Consider the following 15,209-nt stretch of genomic DNA (forward strand, 5'->3'; position numbering starts at 1 on the left):
CGTGGACAGAGAACAGATTCAGGAGATCATCTTCCGCGTATTGTCCGAATTCGGAAACTGGATGCCGGGACGGGAACCGGAACTGGAATTTCCCGTTGAGGTATCCGCAAAACATGTACATCTGACGGATAAAGCAGTGGAAGTGCTGTTCGGCAAAGGAAAAAAGCTGACGCCAAAGCGCCCGCTCTCCCAGCCGGGACAGTTCCTGAGTGAGGAGCGTGTAACTCTCGTCACTCCAAAAGGAAGGATCGAAAATGTGGCAGTCCTGGGACCGGAGCGCCCCTATGTGCAGGTGGAACTCTCGGCAACGGATGCCAGAACACTCGGCGTTAAGGCCCCGCTCAAAATGTCCGGGGATTTAAATGGAGCCGGGGATGTCTATATCATTGGACCGGAAGGAGTCTACGACGCAAAAGGAAGTGCGATCGTGGCACAGGCCCATATTCATCTCACACCGGATGACGCAGCGAAAGCAGGCGTTTCCGATGGACAGAGAGTATCGGTGACGATCCGCGGGGAGCGTCCGGCAACTTTTGAAAATGTGATCTGCAGAGTCAGCTCCACAGCGGGACTTGCGATGCACATTGATTATGATGAGGCGAACGCGTGCATGCTTCCAAAGAATGCGACTGCGAAAATGCGCCTTCAGACACCGTGCTGCAGCCTGGAAAAGACTCCGGCAAAGCCGCACGCGGAGGAAAAGATCGAACAGAAACCGGCTGTGAAGACGGAGCCGGAGAAAGAAAAGATTCCATGTGATGAGCCGGTAAAAAAGCCGGAGACGGTATTTAACGGAAAGCTGATCACGGAAGCAATCGCGAAAGAACTGACTGCACAGAAAGGCGGCACGCTGACGATAAAGAAAGGCGTGATCGTCACTCCATCTGCGAAGGACATTTTCAGCCGGGAAAAGATGGAACTCGTGTGGGAGACAGGGAGGTAAAAAACGATGATGATCTGTCAGGTGGTCGGTCATGTCTGGGCGACAAAAAAAGAAGAAAAATTAAACGGACATAAACTTATGATCGTCCGTGAGGAGACGACGACAACGAGAAAGGGAGCGACGTTTGTCGCTGCGGATTCGGTGGGAGCCGGGATCGGAGAGATGGTCCTTGTTGTCAGCGGAAGTACAGCGAGACGGGCGATCGGCGAGGATGACGCGCCCATCGACAGCGCCATCGTCGGGATCATCGATTCCATGGAGATTTCAAAGGAGAAGAATTAACATGGCAGGACTTACGGAAATCATAAAAGAAGCCGGTATCGTCGGATGCGGCGGAGCGGGTTTTCCGACCCATGCAAAATATTCCGGCGGTCCGGTCGAGACAATTATCGTGAATGGAGCGGAGTGTGAGCCGCTCCTGCAGACGGACCGGTATCTCATGAGAAACTGCGCCAGAAAGCTGATCCGGACGGCAGACCGGATCAAGGAAGAAACTGGTGCGAAAGAATTTATCATTGCGTTAAAAGCGGCATATACAAGGGAGATCGAGTCTCTGGAGCGTGCCATTGAAGAGCTTGGCTCCTCTGTAAAACTTCATAAGCTTCAGAGCTTTTTCCCGGCCGGGGACGAGCAGACGATCGTCTATGAAGTGACAGGACGGGTCGTTCCTCCGGCTGCGATCCCGCTTTCCGTCGGCTGCGTGGTCAGCAATGTGGCAACCATCTACGGGATCGGGGATGCCTTTGAGGGGGAACCGTTTACAAGAAAATTCCTGACAGTGACAGGAGAGGTGGCGCATCCGACAATCCTCAGAGTGCCGGTCGGAACACCGGTCAGCGAGTGCATCGCCCTGGCGGGCGGCACGCATCTTTCGAGGTATATCGTGGTCAACGGCGGTCCGATGATGGGAAAGATGATCCCCATGGAAGAGGTTCCGAACTCCTATGTGACGAAGACCATGTCGGGACTGATCGTACTTCCGGAGGATTCCGCGATCGCGAGAAGAAACCAGGTGACGGTAAAGCACATGATCAATCAGGCAAAATCTGCCTGCATCCAGTGTTCCTTCTGCTCCCAGATGTGTCCGAGAGCGCTTTTGGGACATCCGATCCGTCCAAATAAGATCATGAGAAAATTGAGCTCTGGCACTCCGATCGGGGAGATGTTAAACGATCCGGATGTAAGGAATGCGGCGCTCTGCTGTGAATGCGGGATCTGCGAGATCTACGCGTGTCCGATGGGACTGAAGCCGAGAACCGTGAATTCCATGCTGAAAAAGGAGCTTGCGAAGGCGGGGATCCGCTATCAGAGACCGGAAGGCGTGGAATATACAGCGCGTCCGGAGCGCGGGATGAGAAAAGCCCCAACAGAGCGTGTGGCGGCGAGAGCCGGTGTCGGCGCCTATGAGAACCTGAAGATCGATGATTTCTTTTCTGTAAACCCGGAGGAAGCGGGATGCGTCCGCTTAAGCCTCAGACAGGGGATCGGAGCGCCGTCTGTTCCGACTGTGAAGGACGGGGATCCGGTGAAAGCAGGAGAACGGATCGCTGCCTGTCCGGAAAAGAGTCTGGGATCAGAGCTTCATGCTTCCGTGTCCGGAACGGTTTCCATTGATCCGGATGGAGCGTATATCGAGATCCGGACAGGAAAGAGCTGGAGTTATGAAAAACAGGAACCGTAAAAGATACGGAGACAGCCGGCAGTCAGGCAGGATAAAGGAGAGTGGCTATAGTGGAAGCGATCGGAATTCTTGAGAGCAACAGCATCGCGAAAGGAATCGAGGCAGCAGATGCGATCTTAAAAGCAGCAGATACATCCCTGCTGTTTTCAAAACCGGTATGTCCGGGAAAATATACGACCCTGTTTTACGGGGATGTGGCGGCGGTCCAGGCGTCCCTGGAGGCCGGAGAGCGCGTGACGGGAGAGCATACGGTGGACTCCGTTGTGATTCCGAGAGTACATCCGCAGGTGATCCAGGCGATCAACCTGTCGACAACACCGGAAGGCGTGAATGCGGTCGGCGTCATGGAATTTTACAGCATTACAGCGGCAGTTTATGCGGCCGATGCGGCGGTAAAAGCGGCGGATGTCACACTGATCGATGTGCGTCTGGGGATCGGGATCGGCGGAAAATCGTTCGCGGTCCTGACCGGGGATGTGGCAGCTGTTGAGGAAGCAGTGAAGTGTGGAATGGCGGCAGGAACAGAGAAGGGACTGGCGCTCAGCAGCGTAGTGATCCCGAGCCCGCGCGAGGAGATCTTCGCGGCACTTTTATAATGAGACCTGAGAAGGAGAAGACATCATGACAGAGCAGAATCCTTTTGAGAGTAAACAGAGGATCATCCAGGAGTTCGTACCCGGCAAGCAGGTCACCATGGCCCACCTCATCGCGAATCCGAACGAGGATCTCTATAAAAAGCTCGGCGTCGTCAGCAAGACCCGTGGAGCTCTTGGGATCCTGACGATCACGCCGAGTGAGGCGGCGATCATAGGAGCCGATGTGGCGACAAAGGCGGCAGAGGTGGAGATCGTATTTGTCGATCGTTTTTCCGGCTCCCTGGTCGTATGCGGGGATGTGGCGGCCGTGGATGCGGCCCTTAAGGATGTACTCAGAGTCCTTGGAGAAGTCCTTCATTTTACACTCACAGATATTACAAGATCCTGATGAAAATCAGGATCTTGTAAGTTGGGAAGAAAGTTACTTTTTACGGGTAGGAATTTTCTGAACTGGAAATTCCGTATAATACAGTAGTGGTCGCAGATTTTGCCGATTTGGAATGCGAAGCATCGGCAAAATCCTATGTTACAGTGCGCGGGAGGAGAGAAGACATGAAGAAGATCATGATGGTGGGAAAGATCGGCTGCGGAAAGACGACGCTCAGCCAGAGACTCATCGGGGAGCAGGTCTCCTACAAAAAGACCCAGTCGATTCAGGTCATCGGGGATGATATCGTGGATACCCCGGGCGAATATGTCGAGCAGAAACAGTTTTACAGCGCCCTCATCGTGACAGCCGTGGAGGCGGATGTAATCCTGCTCCTCTCCTCGGCGATCGATGAGCAGAATGCATTTTCCCCGCGGATGGGATCCCTGTTCTCCGGAAAACCTGTGATCGGGGTTATCACAAAGACGGATCTGTGTGAGGATCCTGAGCTCATAGAAGGCGCTTCTGAGATCCTTTCCATGGCAGGGGCAGAAACAATCATCGAGGTCGGATTCGGGGATGATTCCTGCCTGGAGAAGCTCAGGGAGGCAATTGAGACGGCGGAGTAGACATTGTATATTTCGCTAAGAAAATGCAAAGATTTCGGTGAAAAACAGTTCGCTTTTTTTTATTATTTGTGTATAATAGATAGAAAATGCAGAATTTGATATCTGAAAGAGCTGCAAAAAACAGAACTGTAAAGGTGAGAAGCGACAGTTCTCAAAATATCGCAAACAATGAGGTGATCCGATGAAAATTGGACAGTTGGCAAAGTTATGCGGTGTCAGTGTTGCGACGGTCCGCTACTATGTAAGTATGGGAATGCTGATCCCGAATGATTCCAGCGCCCAGTACGATTTCTCCGAGCGTGAAGTGGAGGATCTGAATCTGATCTTAAAGATGCGGAAGCATCAGTTTAAACTGAAAGAGATCCAGCAGTATCTGATCCTGACGAGACATTCCAGAATGATCGAGCCGAGTACGATCAATGCGGCGCTGACGATCCTGGAGACAAAGCAGCAGGAAATATTCTCTGAAATAGAGGAACTGAAAAATTCCTACCGGGAGATCGGGGAGGAGATCCACAATCTCCGGGAAAAGGGAACAGCCGAGAGGCGTGTGACGGGGGTGCCGGTGAGTGCCCTGCCTCTTTTTGCGTGTCCGTACTGCGGGGAACCGTTAAATATCGAGGATGCGGAGATCAAGAACGGATACATCATTTCAGGAAAACTCGTGTGTTCCGGTTATGGGAATGGAACATGTGAAAAGAAATATGAAGCGAAGATCGTTGACGGGATCGTGGAGACCGGAAATCTTTACACCGGAATCTATGATCATCCGGATCTCAAGCGCGGACTGTACCGGGATATGGGACCGGAATTCAGCTTTTGTTTCCAGAGATGCTATGACCGTGTGACAGAGTCTCTGATGAAGGATGATATGAACGGAAAAGTCTTTCTGGAGGCGAATATCAATGGATATTTTTACATGTACAACCATCTGGGACTTCTGCCGGCGAGCAGTACGCTGGTCCTGATCGATAAATACCCAGAGATCCTCAGGATGTACAAAGCCCTGATCGAACAGTGCGATATCAAATGTCAGATCCTCTATATCGCCGATGCAGGGACGGATTACCCGTTAAAAAGCAGTTGTGTGGACCGCTACATTACGTTCTGCGGGGAAGGCGAATATATGCTGTACCATCAAAACTGTTATCTGATGGATGCTGCAAGGTATTTTAAAGAGGATGTCCGTGTGTACGGTACATATTTAAGCTATGACCGGAGCGCAAAATCCAGAAAAAATCTCCTGACCAAGTATCCGGAAAGTTCAAAACGTGGATTCCAGATGGAATATCTGATGGAGGACTATAAAAAATGTGGCTATGAGCTGTCACTCGAACAGATGGGAGCGATTACAGATTGCGGAGCGAGAGTATATGCGTTCTCCTGCCAGGTGATCGGCGAAGTGCTCAGGATCTATTCATTTACAGCGTGGAAAGCAGGTCATAAACCGGAAAATCTGTAGAAAAACAAAAAAGACGGTAAAACGCGATCAATGCGTTTTACCGCCTTTTTTTGTGGAGAGAGCTGCAATGAGAAGAGCGACAGCACCGCTGACGATCTTTACGATAAAAGTAGCGGTGGTTCCCTCCGGATATGCGATGGAGATGAAGGCAAAGTGGTCGCCGATCATCGCGTTCGCACAGGTGCAGAACGCCATTGCCAGGACTTTTCCTCTTTCATCCATGAGTGGGATCATATCGTACATCGGGAGCGGATTTGCCAGGCAGGCCAGCATTCCGGTCACGGAAGGTCCATTGACGCCCATGAGCTTCGCGATCACATTGAGAACCGGGGCGAGAAGTTTTGAGAGGACATGGACAAAGGGATAGGCACCCGCCAGCGTGATCCCGATCATGGCGATCGTCTCAAGCTGTTCCGCCAGGGGATCCATACCGGGGATCACCGTGATCCCGAGTGTCGATTCCACACCCGCGGCTGCGAGAGCCAGGATGATAAATGCCTGCAGGAGGTTTCCGAACGCCCGGAAGATGATCAGGGTCTTCTGCGGAAAGAAGATCATTCCGGCAGCCAGAAGAGCAGCAAGGACGAAGGCGGGAGCTGCGTTGATCAGAGTGTAGTGCAGTGTGAGACCGGAAGCAAGAGCCGCCGCGATGGTCCCGAAAGGAATGGAGATGATCCCGAATACGATGCCTTTGGAGACCGCAGACGCGTCCTCCGGGCGGCAGAGTGTCAGGGCCACCGGGATCGTGAATACGATGGTGGCGCCGAGCACGGTACTCAAAATGACACCGCCCAGCATGATGACGGATGGGTCATTCGTCATGGAGGCTGTCATGTAGTAGCCGCCCATATCGAGACCGAAACATGTTCCGGCGATGATCGCGGGATCGGCACCGATCGCTCCGAAGAGCGGAGTTACAAGTTTTAAGAGCAGTTTTCCGAGAACCGGGGCACTGCACATGATCCCGGCCATTCCGAGAATAAGGGGACCGATGCTGTTTAATCCTTTCACAAATTCATTTCCAAGTCCGAACCGGTTGCGGAAGACCGCCCGGTCCAGGGCACCTAAGACCATGAAGAACATCATGATAGCAGTAACGATTTTTTCCATCTGTTTCTCCTAAATATAGAAAGCTGTCAGTCGGCTTTTTCAGACATTCGATCTCTTATGAATGAAATCTGGAAAAGCAGATTTATTATAATGCAAAATGTGTCGTGTGGCTATGAAAAAATGGAATCCTGGAGGAACATATCCATATGAGGCAGCGGATCCAGACGGTTAGGGTAAAAAAGGTGGACAGGAGATAAAACCTGTCCGCCTTTTTGGATAATGATATGAGAAAAAGTTTTGGTATGTCAATTGCCGCGAGCAGTAAGTGAGGAAAACCGCTCTTTTCAGGGGGTAAGGAGGTACGGCAATTACTCTGCGTAGGAACTTCCTTTCTCGAAGTAGTTTTTGGTCCACTTTGCGATCTGTTTGCTGAAGCAGAGGAGACCGATGATATTTAAGGTTAAGGTCCATGCGTTACCGAAGTCAGCCCATCCGAGAAGGATATCAACACCAACAGTACCGCCGACAAAGGCAAGGATCACGAAACCGATCTGACCGATCCAGCGTCCGGTCTTTCCGAATACGTTCTCACATGTAAGACCGATGAAGGTACAGAAAGCAAGAACAGTAGATCCTGCGAACATCATAAGACCAAGGGATGCGATCACGTTTCCAGCGCCGCCTAAAGCAGATTTGAATGCTGTGATTGCAAGTGTGGAACCAGCCTCGCCTGTCTGCCATACACCTGTGCAGAGGATAACGAGTGCTGTGAAAGTACAAACAACGATGGTATCAAAGAATACTTCGAATACGCCCCACATACCCTGTTTCACCGGATCAGTCTCGGAAGACTGGGAGTATGCGATAGAGGACTGTCCGTTACCAGCGTCAGAAGAGTAAACACCACGTGCACAGCCGTTGCGGATCGCTGCGGATACAGTTGCACCTGCAAAGCCGCCGAGTGCTGCAGTACCTGTGAAGGCACCTTTGAAGATGCTTACGAATGCCGGAACAAGGTTGCCGATGTTTAAAACAACAACTGCGAGACCAGCTAAAATATAGATCGCTGCCATGAACGGGACAAGACGCTCTGTGATCTGAACGAGAGCCTGAAGTCCGCCGAAGATGATCAGGGCGATGATGATGCAGACAATGATCGTAGCAACGAGACGCGGAACACCAAGGCTTTCAGCGGCTGTTACAACAGAACCTGTGTGAACACCAGCTGCGGTAATGAGACCGTACATGATAGCGATGGACCATGCAAAGCCTAACGGTTTATTGATCTTGGAAAGGTAGTAGTTAGCGCCGCCTTTGTAGCCGCCTTCCGGTTTCTTTTCACGAACTGCGATGGAAACGCAGGCCTCAGAGTACTTTAAAGCCATTGCTACAAAACCAACAACCCACATCCAGAAGATCGCGCCAGGACCGCCGGCTGCGATCGCTGTTCCGACACCGACGATATTACCGGTACCAAGAACGGCTGCAAGTGCTGCGGACACAGCCTGGAAGCTTGAGATCGTACCGTGATGTTTTCCGGTCTCTTCTTTCATTTCTTCCTTATTAAACATGCTGCCGACTGTCGATTTAATGATGGTCGGGAAGTGACGGACCTGAACGAATCCTGTAATAAAGGAAAGATAAAGACCGCCGCCGATCAGGATGATCAGGATCGGGATGCCCCAGATCCAAGAGTTAAAGGCCAACACTGCATTGTAAATAAACATACACACATCCTCCTTTGTGTTTCGTTCTTCAGAAAGGAACGGATCTTTTCAGCATCACTCCGTCTGCATTCTGAACGTTTGTATGGAAAGATTTCTGAAAAAAGATCTTTCGCATCGCTGATGTCTGCATTATAGCTTATGAAGGCAACTTGAGTTCAAGAGGAAATTTTTATAAAATTTTTATAAAATGTGAAGTATACTTTATGTTTTGCAAAATTTGTGTTAAAATTCGATGTTGACAGAAAGAAAACTTCAGAGAATATACTGTGTGTACAAGATGACGCGGAAAACAAAAACGCGGCAAAATATTGAGCAAACATAATCATAAAAGAGAAATTAAATGCAGGAGGGTATACAACATGAAAAGACCTTTAATTGGAGTAACATGCAATTACGATTACCGTGACACCGTCGGAATTACTTCCGGAATGGGAATCGTCGGTCAGGACTGGAACTTCGTTGCAGGAGATTACGTATATATATTGGAAAAAGCCGGAGCAATCCCGGTACTGATCCCGGTTTATAAGGACTGTGATGAGGAATCCATCAAAGAGTTCTTAAATAAACTGGACGGAGTGATCATTTCCGGCGGTCACGATGTAGGACCGGAGCAGTACAATACTCCTACCAAAGGATACTGCGGAACGATCATCCCGCAGCGCGATAACCATGATATCGCAGTTGCAAAGTACTTTATGAATGAGATCAAAAAACCGATCCTCGGCATCTGCCGCGGCATCCAGATCATGAACGTGGCTGCAGGCGGAACCTTGTATCAGGATCTTGAGATCGAAGGAAAATTTGAGCACCATTTCGGTGACAAATACCCGAGAAACTATCCGTGGCATGACCTCACGATCGAAAAAGGTTCGATCCTGGAGAAAATCTACGGTAAAACCGAGATCCGGATCAACTCCTTCCATCACCAGGCCGTAAAGGACCCGGGCAAGGACATTGAGATCATCGCAAAATCTGCCGACGGTGTTCCGGAGGCCATCGTTCAGAAAAATCATCCGTTCTCTGTAGCCGTTCAGTGGCATCCGGAGATGATGTATGACTCTGATGAGCAGTTAAAGCTCTTAAAAGCGTTTGTTGATGCCTGCAGATAGTGCGGAAGGCACATCTGACGGGGGAATAGGATAGAGGAAAAAGCAGGATACCAGAGCTGTGGGAATGCAGCTGAGATGGTATCCTGTTTTTGTGTATAAGGAAATACAGATTGAAAAACTATTTGATCGAGGTTGAAAATATTACATATAAGTAATATAATAAAAAGAAAGGGGGGAGGTTAAGGTGTGGAATTAGAAAAAATATGCATTACAGGAATTGAAAACACATATGCTATATCTAATTTAAAAAAAGAGTTCAGAAAAGCTGTAGATGAACCGTGGAAAGATATACCACCTTGGCTAAGATATCAAAAAAAACTCATTGAGGATTTGGCTGTATTAGAACAGGAGAAAGAGAGGGCAGTAGACCTTCCGCAGTTTGAAAAGTTAAATGGGTGTGGAAATCTTTATAGTATCCGGCATCCTGAATCCAGAAAAAATATCAGAGTTCTTTATTGTATTTTCGATGGTAGTATTATTCTTCTTACAGCTTTTTTAGAAAAAAATAATGGAGATTATCAAAGGGGAATCGAAATAGCAAACAAGAGAATGAAGTGGCTTGAGAGTAATTAAAATTTAAGTATGTTACAAAAGATATTGTATGGAGGAGAAAAATGGGAATCGCAGAGAAAATCGCAAGTGCAAAGAAGAGTACCTGGCTTTCGGAAGGACTTTCTGAAGCAGAAATAAAGACAACGGTAGAATTGGCTAAAATTTCGGCTCAAATTGAACGCTGTAGGTTGGATATGCATATGTCACAAAAAGAGTTTGCTGCATATATGGGAGTGTCACAGGGGATGATTTCAAAATGGGAAAGCAGAGAGTATAATTTTACAGTAAGATCACTGAATGAAATCTGCCAAAAATTAAATCTGAAATTCAATATATCGTTTGATTCTTTATGTGCAAAAACAGATTATAAAATCGTCAGATGGGATAGAGATTATATAGCAAAGAATAAAAAGAACAGTAATTGGGCGACAGCACTTACAAACAAGGAGGCTATTGCATAATGGAATTCAATCTTGTTGTACCAGGTATTGAACTGGTCGGAACTACAGTAAAAACACTTACTATAGGCAATAATATAGTGGATGTCGAAAAGGAAGCAAAGAGAAGTTTTGGATTAAATATCAATGAACCACATTTCGAAGAAACGAATGATGTGTTCTTCGCACAAATGACAATTGATTTTGAGATTGATATAGAGCAGTCAGAAAATCAAAATTGCCAAATTCAGTTATCTTTAGAAGGGGCTTTTATTTCCAGCTCAGATGTAGATAAAGATACATTTCGACAGTTAGTTATAGTGAACGGAGCAGCGGCAATTATCGGTATAGCCAGGGGAAAAATAGAAACGATTACTTCAAATGTTTTCAACAATGGAAAAATTGTTATCCCATTTATCAATGTGATAGATTATTATAAGAGTTTGTCAGAATAGGCTTGCATGGTAAGCATATGACGAATATATATGTGAAAAGCTCATGCAGGAATGGCAAAGCAGAAAATGATTGACGCTATTTTGGAATATGGTATACTAAAAATAATATACGAACATGATTGGAAACAGATCAAAAATGAAAATACAGGGGGGAAGTCAATGGAACATGTTCAGTTGACAGCTATCGATAAAAACGAAATATATTCAGAAAAGGTCTATCGTCAGCTGAAACAGTTGATTGTTGCAAATCATATTAAACCAGGAGAAATTCTGAACGAGAGGGAATTAGCGGATTCCTTATCAGTCAGCAGAACTCCGATCAGAGATGCCCTGAGGAGTCTTGAGCAGGAAGGATGGATTTCAAAAAAAGGGAAATTTAAGGTTGTGAGTCTTTTGACCTGGAAAAATGTGCAAAGTCTGATGGAGATTCGCCGTCCTCTGGAACTGATGTCCTATGATCTTGCTGTTCAGAAGATGACAGATCAGGATGTGAGGGACTTAGAGCATATTTATGAAAATATGGAGATGATCGCGAAAAAACAGGAAAAAGCATCTCACTATGAGGCCATGGCGGCGGATATCGAATTTCATTTACAGCTTGCAAGAATCTCGAGAAATGATAACGTGCTTCATATTATGTCTGAGCTTGGAGATCAACTGATCAGGACGTCTGTCTTATCGGTACGTTATGGGGACTTTTCTCTGGACACCTACTGCAGTAATCATAGCAGGCTGTTGGAGTGCCTGAAAAACCATGAGTACCAGAAAGGTAGAGAGGAATTAGAGCAGCATATTTCTGTGTGGGAAGGCCATCTGAAAAAGGTTCCGGAAATTCTGCAGATCAACAGCGATGAGAATCTGGTGTTCTGATGTAACCTCTGCTCTTTCTTTGCTGTTGTGAAAAATGTATATGTTTTTGAGGGGATATTTATATATTTTGTACAATATTGAAATATCGGGTAAAAGGTACTTGAAAATTTGAAGAACAGGTGATATATTTTAAATATAAATTTTGGTATACCAAATACGGAAAAATCAAGAAGATCATTTTATTCATATCGCTGATGGCGATATTATAAAAAACAAATTTTCGGTATACCGAATACGGAATATTAAAATATGGAGGTATTTCTTATGGACATGAACGAATTATTTGCACGTGCGTTAAAGACAGACCCGGCTCAGATCGGACATTATGTTCAGGGCGGATTCATGGATGCAAGCATCAAACCGATCAGCGAAGATATCAAGATGATCGGACCGGCATTCACCGTAAGACTTCCAGGCAACGATAACGCAATGCTTTACTACGCAATGAAACGTGCTCCGAAGGGGTCCGTTGTTGTTATTGACCGTATGGGTGACAAGCGTGTGGCTGCTGTCGGTGAGATGGTTGTTCAGGCTGCGAAGAGTCTTGGACTTGCAGGTATTATCGTTGATGGACCGAATACTGATACACGTCCGATTAAGGCTCTCGGTTTCCCGTTATTCTCCACAGGACGTGCTTCCGTAACAAATACATTAAAGGGAATCGACGGCGAGTACAATGTTCCGGTATGCTGCGGCGGTGCAGTTGTTAATCCGGGTGATATCGTATACGGAGATGTAGACGGTGTTATTGTAGCTCCAGCTGACCGATTTGCGGAATTAGTTGAAAAGGCAGAAGCTGCAGACCGCAACGAAGTAGAGTGGAGAAAGAATTTTGCGGAAGGTAAATATCTGGATGCGCTGATTAACATCGACCGTCTGGTTGAGGAAGGCGTTAAAGGAAAAATTGCAGATCTGATGAAAGTTGACTAATCGAAATAAGAGATCGTAGAAAATAGCGACCTTTTCCAGATAACTCCCTTTCCGAATGTTTTGGCAATGTGGCTGATTTTCGGAAAGGGAGATTTTATATTTTTAAGCCTTGGTGGAAATTTAACAAAAATAAGACACCTGTTCAAAATAATAACTGGATAAACGAATGCAATTGGGGGAAATATAGAATTTAATTATGGTGTGTTCCGAATTGACAAAAATAATCGAACATTATAATATATTCGAGAGGGGCGTTTTAGCAGCCTGAGAAAAATACAGGCAGATATGAAACCGAGTTGATAAAAACGGCAGTAAATGCGAGGAAAGCTGTCGGCTATAAGAGTTAGAAGGGGGAAATATCTATGAAATTAACAGATATCAAAGAGTATCTGGATACGCTATGTGAGTCGTTCGCAGCCGTATTAAATCTGGAATTTACAATTACAAATATTGATCCGCTGGAACGTGTTGCCGGATCGAATGACTGGTTCAAGACCCATGGTTCTGCATATAGAGAAGATGAGATGCGGCCCGAGTGGAAAAATGGTTTTTCCCTCCAGATGGCAGCAACAAAAAAGCCAGTGATCGTTCGTGATGCACTGGCTTATATGGAGAAATATTACTATGATGACAGGAAATTCGATTTTGCGAATTACGCACTGATCGGTCATCCGATTCTTGTAGGACCAGAGGAAAAAGTTGAGGGGTGTGTGTATTTCGCATCCTTTGACAAGGAACAGAAGAAACTGATCGAGACAAAAGAGGACCAGCTGCTGTTATGTATTGAGAAGATATCCAATTTGATTGCCAGCAAGCTGGAACAGGAAGATCTGGTGGATCAGATGAGGGTGCTTAATAACAATCTTACCTATGTGGTAGAGACCATGGAAGAAGGAGCACTTCTGATCTCATCGAACGGAGAGATCCGTCATATCAACAAGCTGGCAAAGATATATCTGCATTTGGATGAACCGAAGCTTGGCGAGATGCTCCTCCAGGACGTGAAGGAAGTCGCTGAAAATACCGTAAAGACACACCGGAACAACATTCGTGAGATCCACAGGACCGTGGATGATTTCCAGTTCCTTCTCCAGGTGAAGAGTCTGTACGTCAATGAGAGCGACGGGGATGTTCTCTGTATCATAAGCCCGTTCTCCCAGATTCAGGAGCAGATCAACCAGACAGAGGGAGATACAAATGGGATCGAGAATCAGCTGGTCTTTGCGGATAAGAAGATGCGGGAGCTTGTGAGCCAGGCGACAGTGACAGCCCGTCACAACACAAATGTCCTGATCACAGGGGAGAGCGGAACAGGAAAAGAACTTTTCGCCCGCCTGATTCACGCGAAAAGCTCCAGGAAAGATGGACCGTTCGTCGCGATGAACTGCGCAGCGATTCCGGAGTCCCTGATGGAAAGTGAGCTGTTCGGATACGAGGAAGGTGCTTTTACCGGCGCGAGAAAAGGCGGAAAAATCGGTAAGATCCAGCTGGCCCACAAGGGAACCTTTTTCCTGGATGAGATCGGCGAGATGCCGTTATATCTCCAGGCAAAACTTCTCCGTGTCCTGAGCGAGAGAAAGATCGACCGAATCGGAAGCAATTCTAATTCCCTGATCGACGTGGATGTGCGGATTATTGCCGCGACAAACAGAAACTTAGAGGAAATGATCGAGAGGAAGGAATTCCGGGAAGACCTGTATTACCGACTGAACGTGGTTCCGCTTCATCTGCCGCCTTTAAGGGAACGGGCGGGAGATATTCCTGTTCTTGTCCAGTATTTCCTCGGAAAATATGATAAGATCCTCGAGAAAGATATCCGCGGAGTGTCCACTCTTGTTCTCGAAAAACTGATGGAATATTGCTGGCCGGGAAATGTCAGGGAATTGGAAAATTGCGTGGAATATATGATGACGTTCGAGAAAAGTAACGTGATTTCCATGGATGTTCTTCCAGAAAAGATCAACAGTCTAAAATCTGAGAATGGCGAGGGTGAAAAGAAGACGTTAAAGGAGCTTCTCCATGAAAAAGAAGTGGATGTATTAAAGAATAAAGTAAAAAAATATGGAGGACAGCCGACGAAGAAGCAGATTAAAGAGATCTGTGATGAGCTGGATATCAGTGTGGCATCCTATTATAGAAAAATGAATGAGTTTATTAAGGAATAAAGGGAGAAGACTTATAATTTTTAAGTGAAGTTATAAGTCTTTTCCGTTTTTTGATAAGCAGACGGTCTGATTTGGACCAAATATGAAAATTGAGTAAGTCTGAAACATAACGGAAGTCTCAAAAGTGAGAAAAATATCGAAATAATGTCTAAAAAATGAGACTAAAACAGCCGATACATACTAATTGTAAGGTGAAAAGAAAAATGGAAATTGTGAAAAATGCACAAAAGCAGCAC

At 46.7% G+C, this 15,209-nt stretch carries 16 protein-coding genes; 14 read left to right on the plus strand and 2 right to left on the minus strand.

Annotated features, from left to right (window positions below):
- Position 1 precedes the first annotated feature (1 nt).
- The 7 genes from pduL to ACI3EW_RS05595 all read left to right on the plus strand — a co-directional run bounded on the left by pduL (position 2) and on the right by ACI3EW_RS05595 (position 5,678).
- Entirely contained in the window at positions 2–943 is a 942-nt protein-coding gene (pduL, locus tag ACI3EW_RS05565; RefSeq protein WP_243022199.1) for a phosphate propanoyltransferase, read from the plus strand.
- A 6-nt stretch (positions 944–949) separates the two neighbouring features.
- Entirely contained in the window at positions 950–1,225 is a 276-nt protein-coding gene (locus ACI3EW_RS05570) for a EutN/CcmL family microcompartment protein (RefSeq protein ID WP_118299110.1), read from the plus strand.
- Between the two features lies 1 nt (position 1,226).
- On the plus strand, positions 1,227–2,624 hold the full coding sequence (locus ACI3EW_RS05575) for a 4Fe-4S dicluster domain-containing protein (protein WP_405580369.1): 1,398 nt from the start codon (positions 1,227–1,229) through the stop codon (positions 2,622–2,624).
- Between the two features lie 41 nt (positions 2,625–2,665).
- Positions 2,666–3,220, plus strand: coding sequence for a BMC domain-containing protein (locus tag ACI3EW_RS05580; RefSeq protein WP_405580372.1), 555 nt, complete (start codon positions 2,666–2,668; stop codon positions 3,218–3,220).
- Between the two features lie 25 nt (positions 3,221–3,245).
- Positions 3,246–3,608 carry an ethanolamine utilization microcompartment protein EutS gene (eutS, locus tag ACI3EW_RS05585; RefSeq protein WP_118299107.1) on the plus strand — a complete coding sequence of 121 codons (363 nt, stop codon included), beginning with the start codon at positions 3,246–3,248 and terminating at the stop codon, positions 3,606–3,608.
- A 164-nt stretch (positions 3,609–3,772) separates the two neighbouring features.
- A complete protein-coding gene (locus tag ACI3EW_RS05590; protein WP_118529523.1) occupies positions 3,773–4,216 on the plus strand; it encodes a EutP/PduV family microcompartment system protein in 444 nt (147 codons plus the stop codon).
- Between the two features lie 181 nt (positions 4,217–4,397).
- Positions 4,398–5,678 (plus strand): MerR family transcriptional regulator, encoded by a 1,281-nt coding sequence (locus ACI3EW_RS05595; RefSeq protein ID WP_405580377.1) that lies wholly within the window; start codon positions 4,398–4,400, stop codon positions 5,676–5,678.
- Between the two features lie 27 nt (positions 5,679–5,705).
- On the opposite strand, the gene eutH is transcribed toward ACI3EW_RS05595, so the two are convergent.
- Positions 5,706–6,788 carry an ethanolamine utilization protein EutH gene (eutH, locus tag ACI3EW_RS05600; RefSeq protein WP_118529525.1) on the minus strand — a complete coding sequence of 361 codons (1,083 nt, stop codon included), beginning with the start codon at positions 6,786–6,788 and terminating at the stop codon, positions 5,706–5,708.
- Positions 6,789–7,096: 308 nt separating this feature from the next.
- Positions 7,097–8,455, minus strand: coding sequence for an alanine/glycine:cation symporter family protein (locus tag ACI3EW_RS05605; RefSeq protein ID WP_405580381.1), 1,359 nt, complete (start codon positions 8,453–8,455; stop codon positions 7,097–7,099).
- A gap of 359 nt (positions 8,456–8,814) precedes the next feature.
- Here ACI3EW_RS05605 and ACI3EW_RS05610 point away from each other — a divergent pair, with 359 nt between their 5' ends.
- The 7 genes from ACI3EW_RS05610 to ACI3EW_RS05640 all read left to right on the plus strand — a co-directional run bounded on the left by ACI3EW_RS05610 (position 8,815) and on the right by ACI3EW_RS05640 (position 14,973).
- Positions 8,815–9,564, plus strand: coding sequence for a gamma-glutamyl-gamma-aminobutyrate hydrolase family protein (locus tag ACI3EW_RS05610; RefSeq protein WP_118299102.1), 750 nt, complete (start codon positions 8,815–8,817; stop codon positions 9,562–9,564).
- A 186-nt stretch (positions 9,565–9,750) separates the two neighbouring features.
- Positions 9,751–10,137: a type II toxin-antitoxin system RelE/ParE family toxin gene (locus ACI3EW_RS05615; protein ID WP_118529527.1), complete on the plus strand. Its 387-nt coding sequence runs from the start codon at positions 9,751–9,753 to the stop codon at positions 10,135–10,137.
- A 41-nt stretch (positions 10,138–10,178) separates the two neighbouring features.
- On the plus strand, positions 10,179–10,577 hold the full coding sequence (locus ACI3EW_RS05620; protein ID WP_118529528.1) for a helix-turn-helix domain-containing protein: 399 nt from the start codon (positions 10,179–10,181) through the stop codon (positions 10,575–10,577).
- Complete coding sequence (locus ACI3EW_RS05625) at positions 10,577–11,008, plus strand: hypothetical protein (protein WP_118299100.1); 432 nt, start codon at positions 10,577–10,579, stop codon at positions 11,006–11,008. The genes ACI3EW_RS05620 and ACI3EW_RS05625 overlap by 1 nt, the downstream gene beginning before the upstream one ends.
- A gap of 159 nt (positions 11,009–11,167) precedes the next feature.
- Positions 11,168–11,878: a GntR family transcriptional regulator gene (locus ACI3EW_RS05630; protein WP_182426721.1), complete on the plus strand. Its 711-nt coding sequence runs from the start codon at positions 11,168–11,170 to the stop codon at positions 11,876–11,878.
- Positions 11,879–12,148: 270 nt separating this feature from the next.
- A complete protein-coding gene (locus ACI3EW_RS05635; protein ID WP_243016071.1) occupies positions 12,149–12,808 on the plus strand; it encodes an RraA family protein in 660 nt (219 codons plus the stop codon).
- A gap of 362 nt (positions 12,809–13,170) precedes the next feature.
- The gene (locus ACI3EW_RS05640; RefSeq protein WP_405580387.1) at positions 13,171–14,973 is read left to right on the plus strand and encodes a sigma-54 interaction domain-containing protein; all 1,803 of its coding nucleotides are present in this window, start codon (positions 13,171–13,173) and stop codon (positions 14,971–14,973) included.
- The last annotated feature ends 236 nt before the right edge of the window (positions 14,974–15,209 follow it).

Source organism: Pilosibacter rotomagensis (genome assembly GCF_045062245.2).
Classification (GTDB): domain Bacteria; phylum Bacillota; class Clostridia; order Lachnospirales; family Lachnospiraceae; genus Pilosibacter.

Coding starts and splice junctions, on each gene's coding strand:
- eutS (WP_118299107.1), top strand. CDS start 3,246: ATGACAGAGCAGAATCCTTTTGAGAGTAAACAGAGGATCATCCAGGAG.
- ACI3EW_RS05640 (WP_405580387.1), top strand. CDS start 13,171: ATGAAATTAACAGATATCAAAGAGTATCTGGATACGCTATGTGAGTCG.
- ACI3EW_RS05610 (WP_118299102.1), top strand. CDS start 8,815: ATGAAAAGACCTTTAATTGGAGTAACATGCAATTACGATTACCGTGAC.
- ACI3EW_RS05575 (WP_405580369.1), top strand. CDS start 1,227: ATGGCAGGACTTACGGAAATCATAAAAGAAGCCGGTATCGTCGGATGC.
- eutH (WP_118529525.1), bottom strand. CDS start 6,788: ATGGAAAAAATCGTTACTGCTATCATGATGTTCTTCATGGTCTTAGGT.
- ACI3EW_RS05635 (WP_243016071.1), top strand. CDS start 12,149: ATGAACGAATTATTTGCACGTGCGTTAAAGACAGACCCGGCTCAGATC.
- ACI3EW_RS05630 (WP_182426721.1), top strand. CDS start 11,168: ATGGAACATGTTCAGTTGACAGCTATCGATAAAAACGAAATATATTCA.
- ACI3EW_RS05620 (WP_118529528.1), top strand. CDS start 10,179: ATGGGAATCGCAGAGAAAATCGCAAGTGCAAAGAAGAGTACCTGGCTT.
- ACI3EW_RS05625 (WP_118299100.1), top strand. CDS start 10,577: ATGGAATTCAATCTTGTTGTACCAGGTATTGAACTGGTCGGAACTACA.
- ACI3EW_RS05605 (WP_405580381.1), bottom strand. CDS start 8,455: ATGTTTATTTACAATGCAGTGTTGGCCTTTAACTCTTGGATCTGGGGC.
- ACI3EW_RS05590 (WP_118529523.1), top strand. CDS start 3,773: ATGAAGAAGATCATGATGGTGGGAAAGATCGGCTGCGGAAAGACGACG.
- ACI3EW_RS05570 (WP_118299110.1), top strand. CDS start 950: ATGATGATCTGTCAGGTGGTCGGTCATGTCTGGGCGACAAAAAAAGAA.
- ACI3EW_RS05595 (WP_405580377.1), top strand. CDS start 4,398: ATGAAAATTGGACAGTTGGCAAAGTTATGCGGTGTCAGTGTTGCGACG.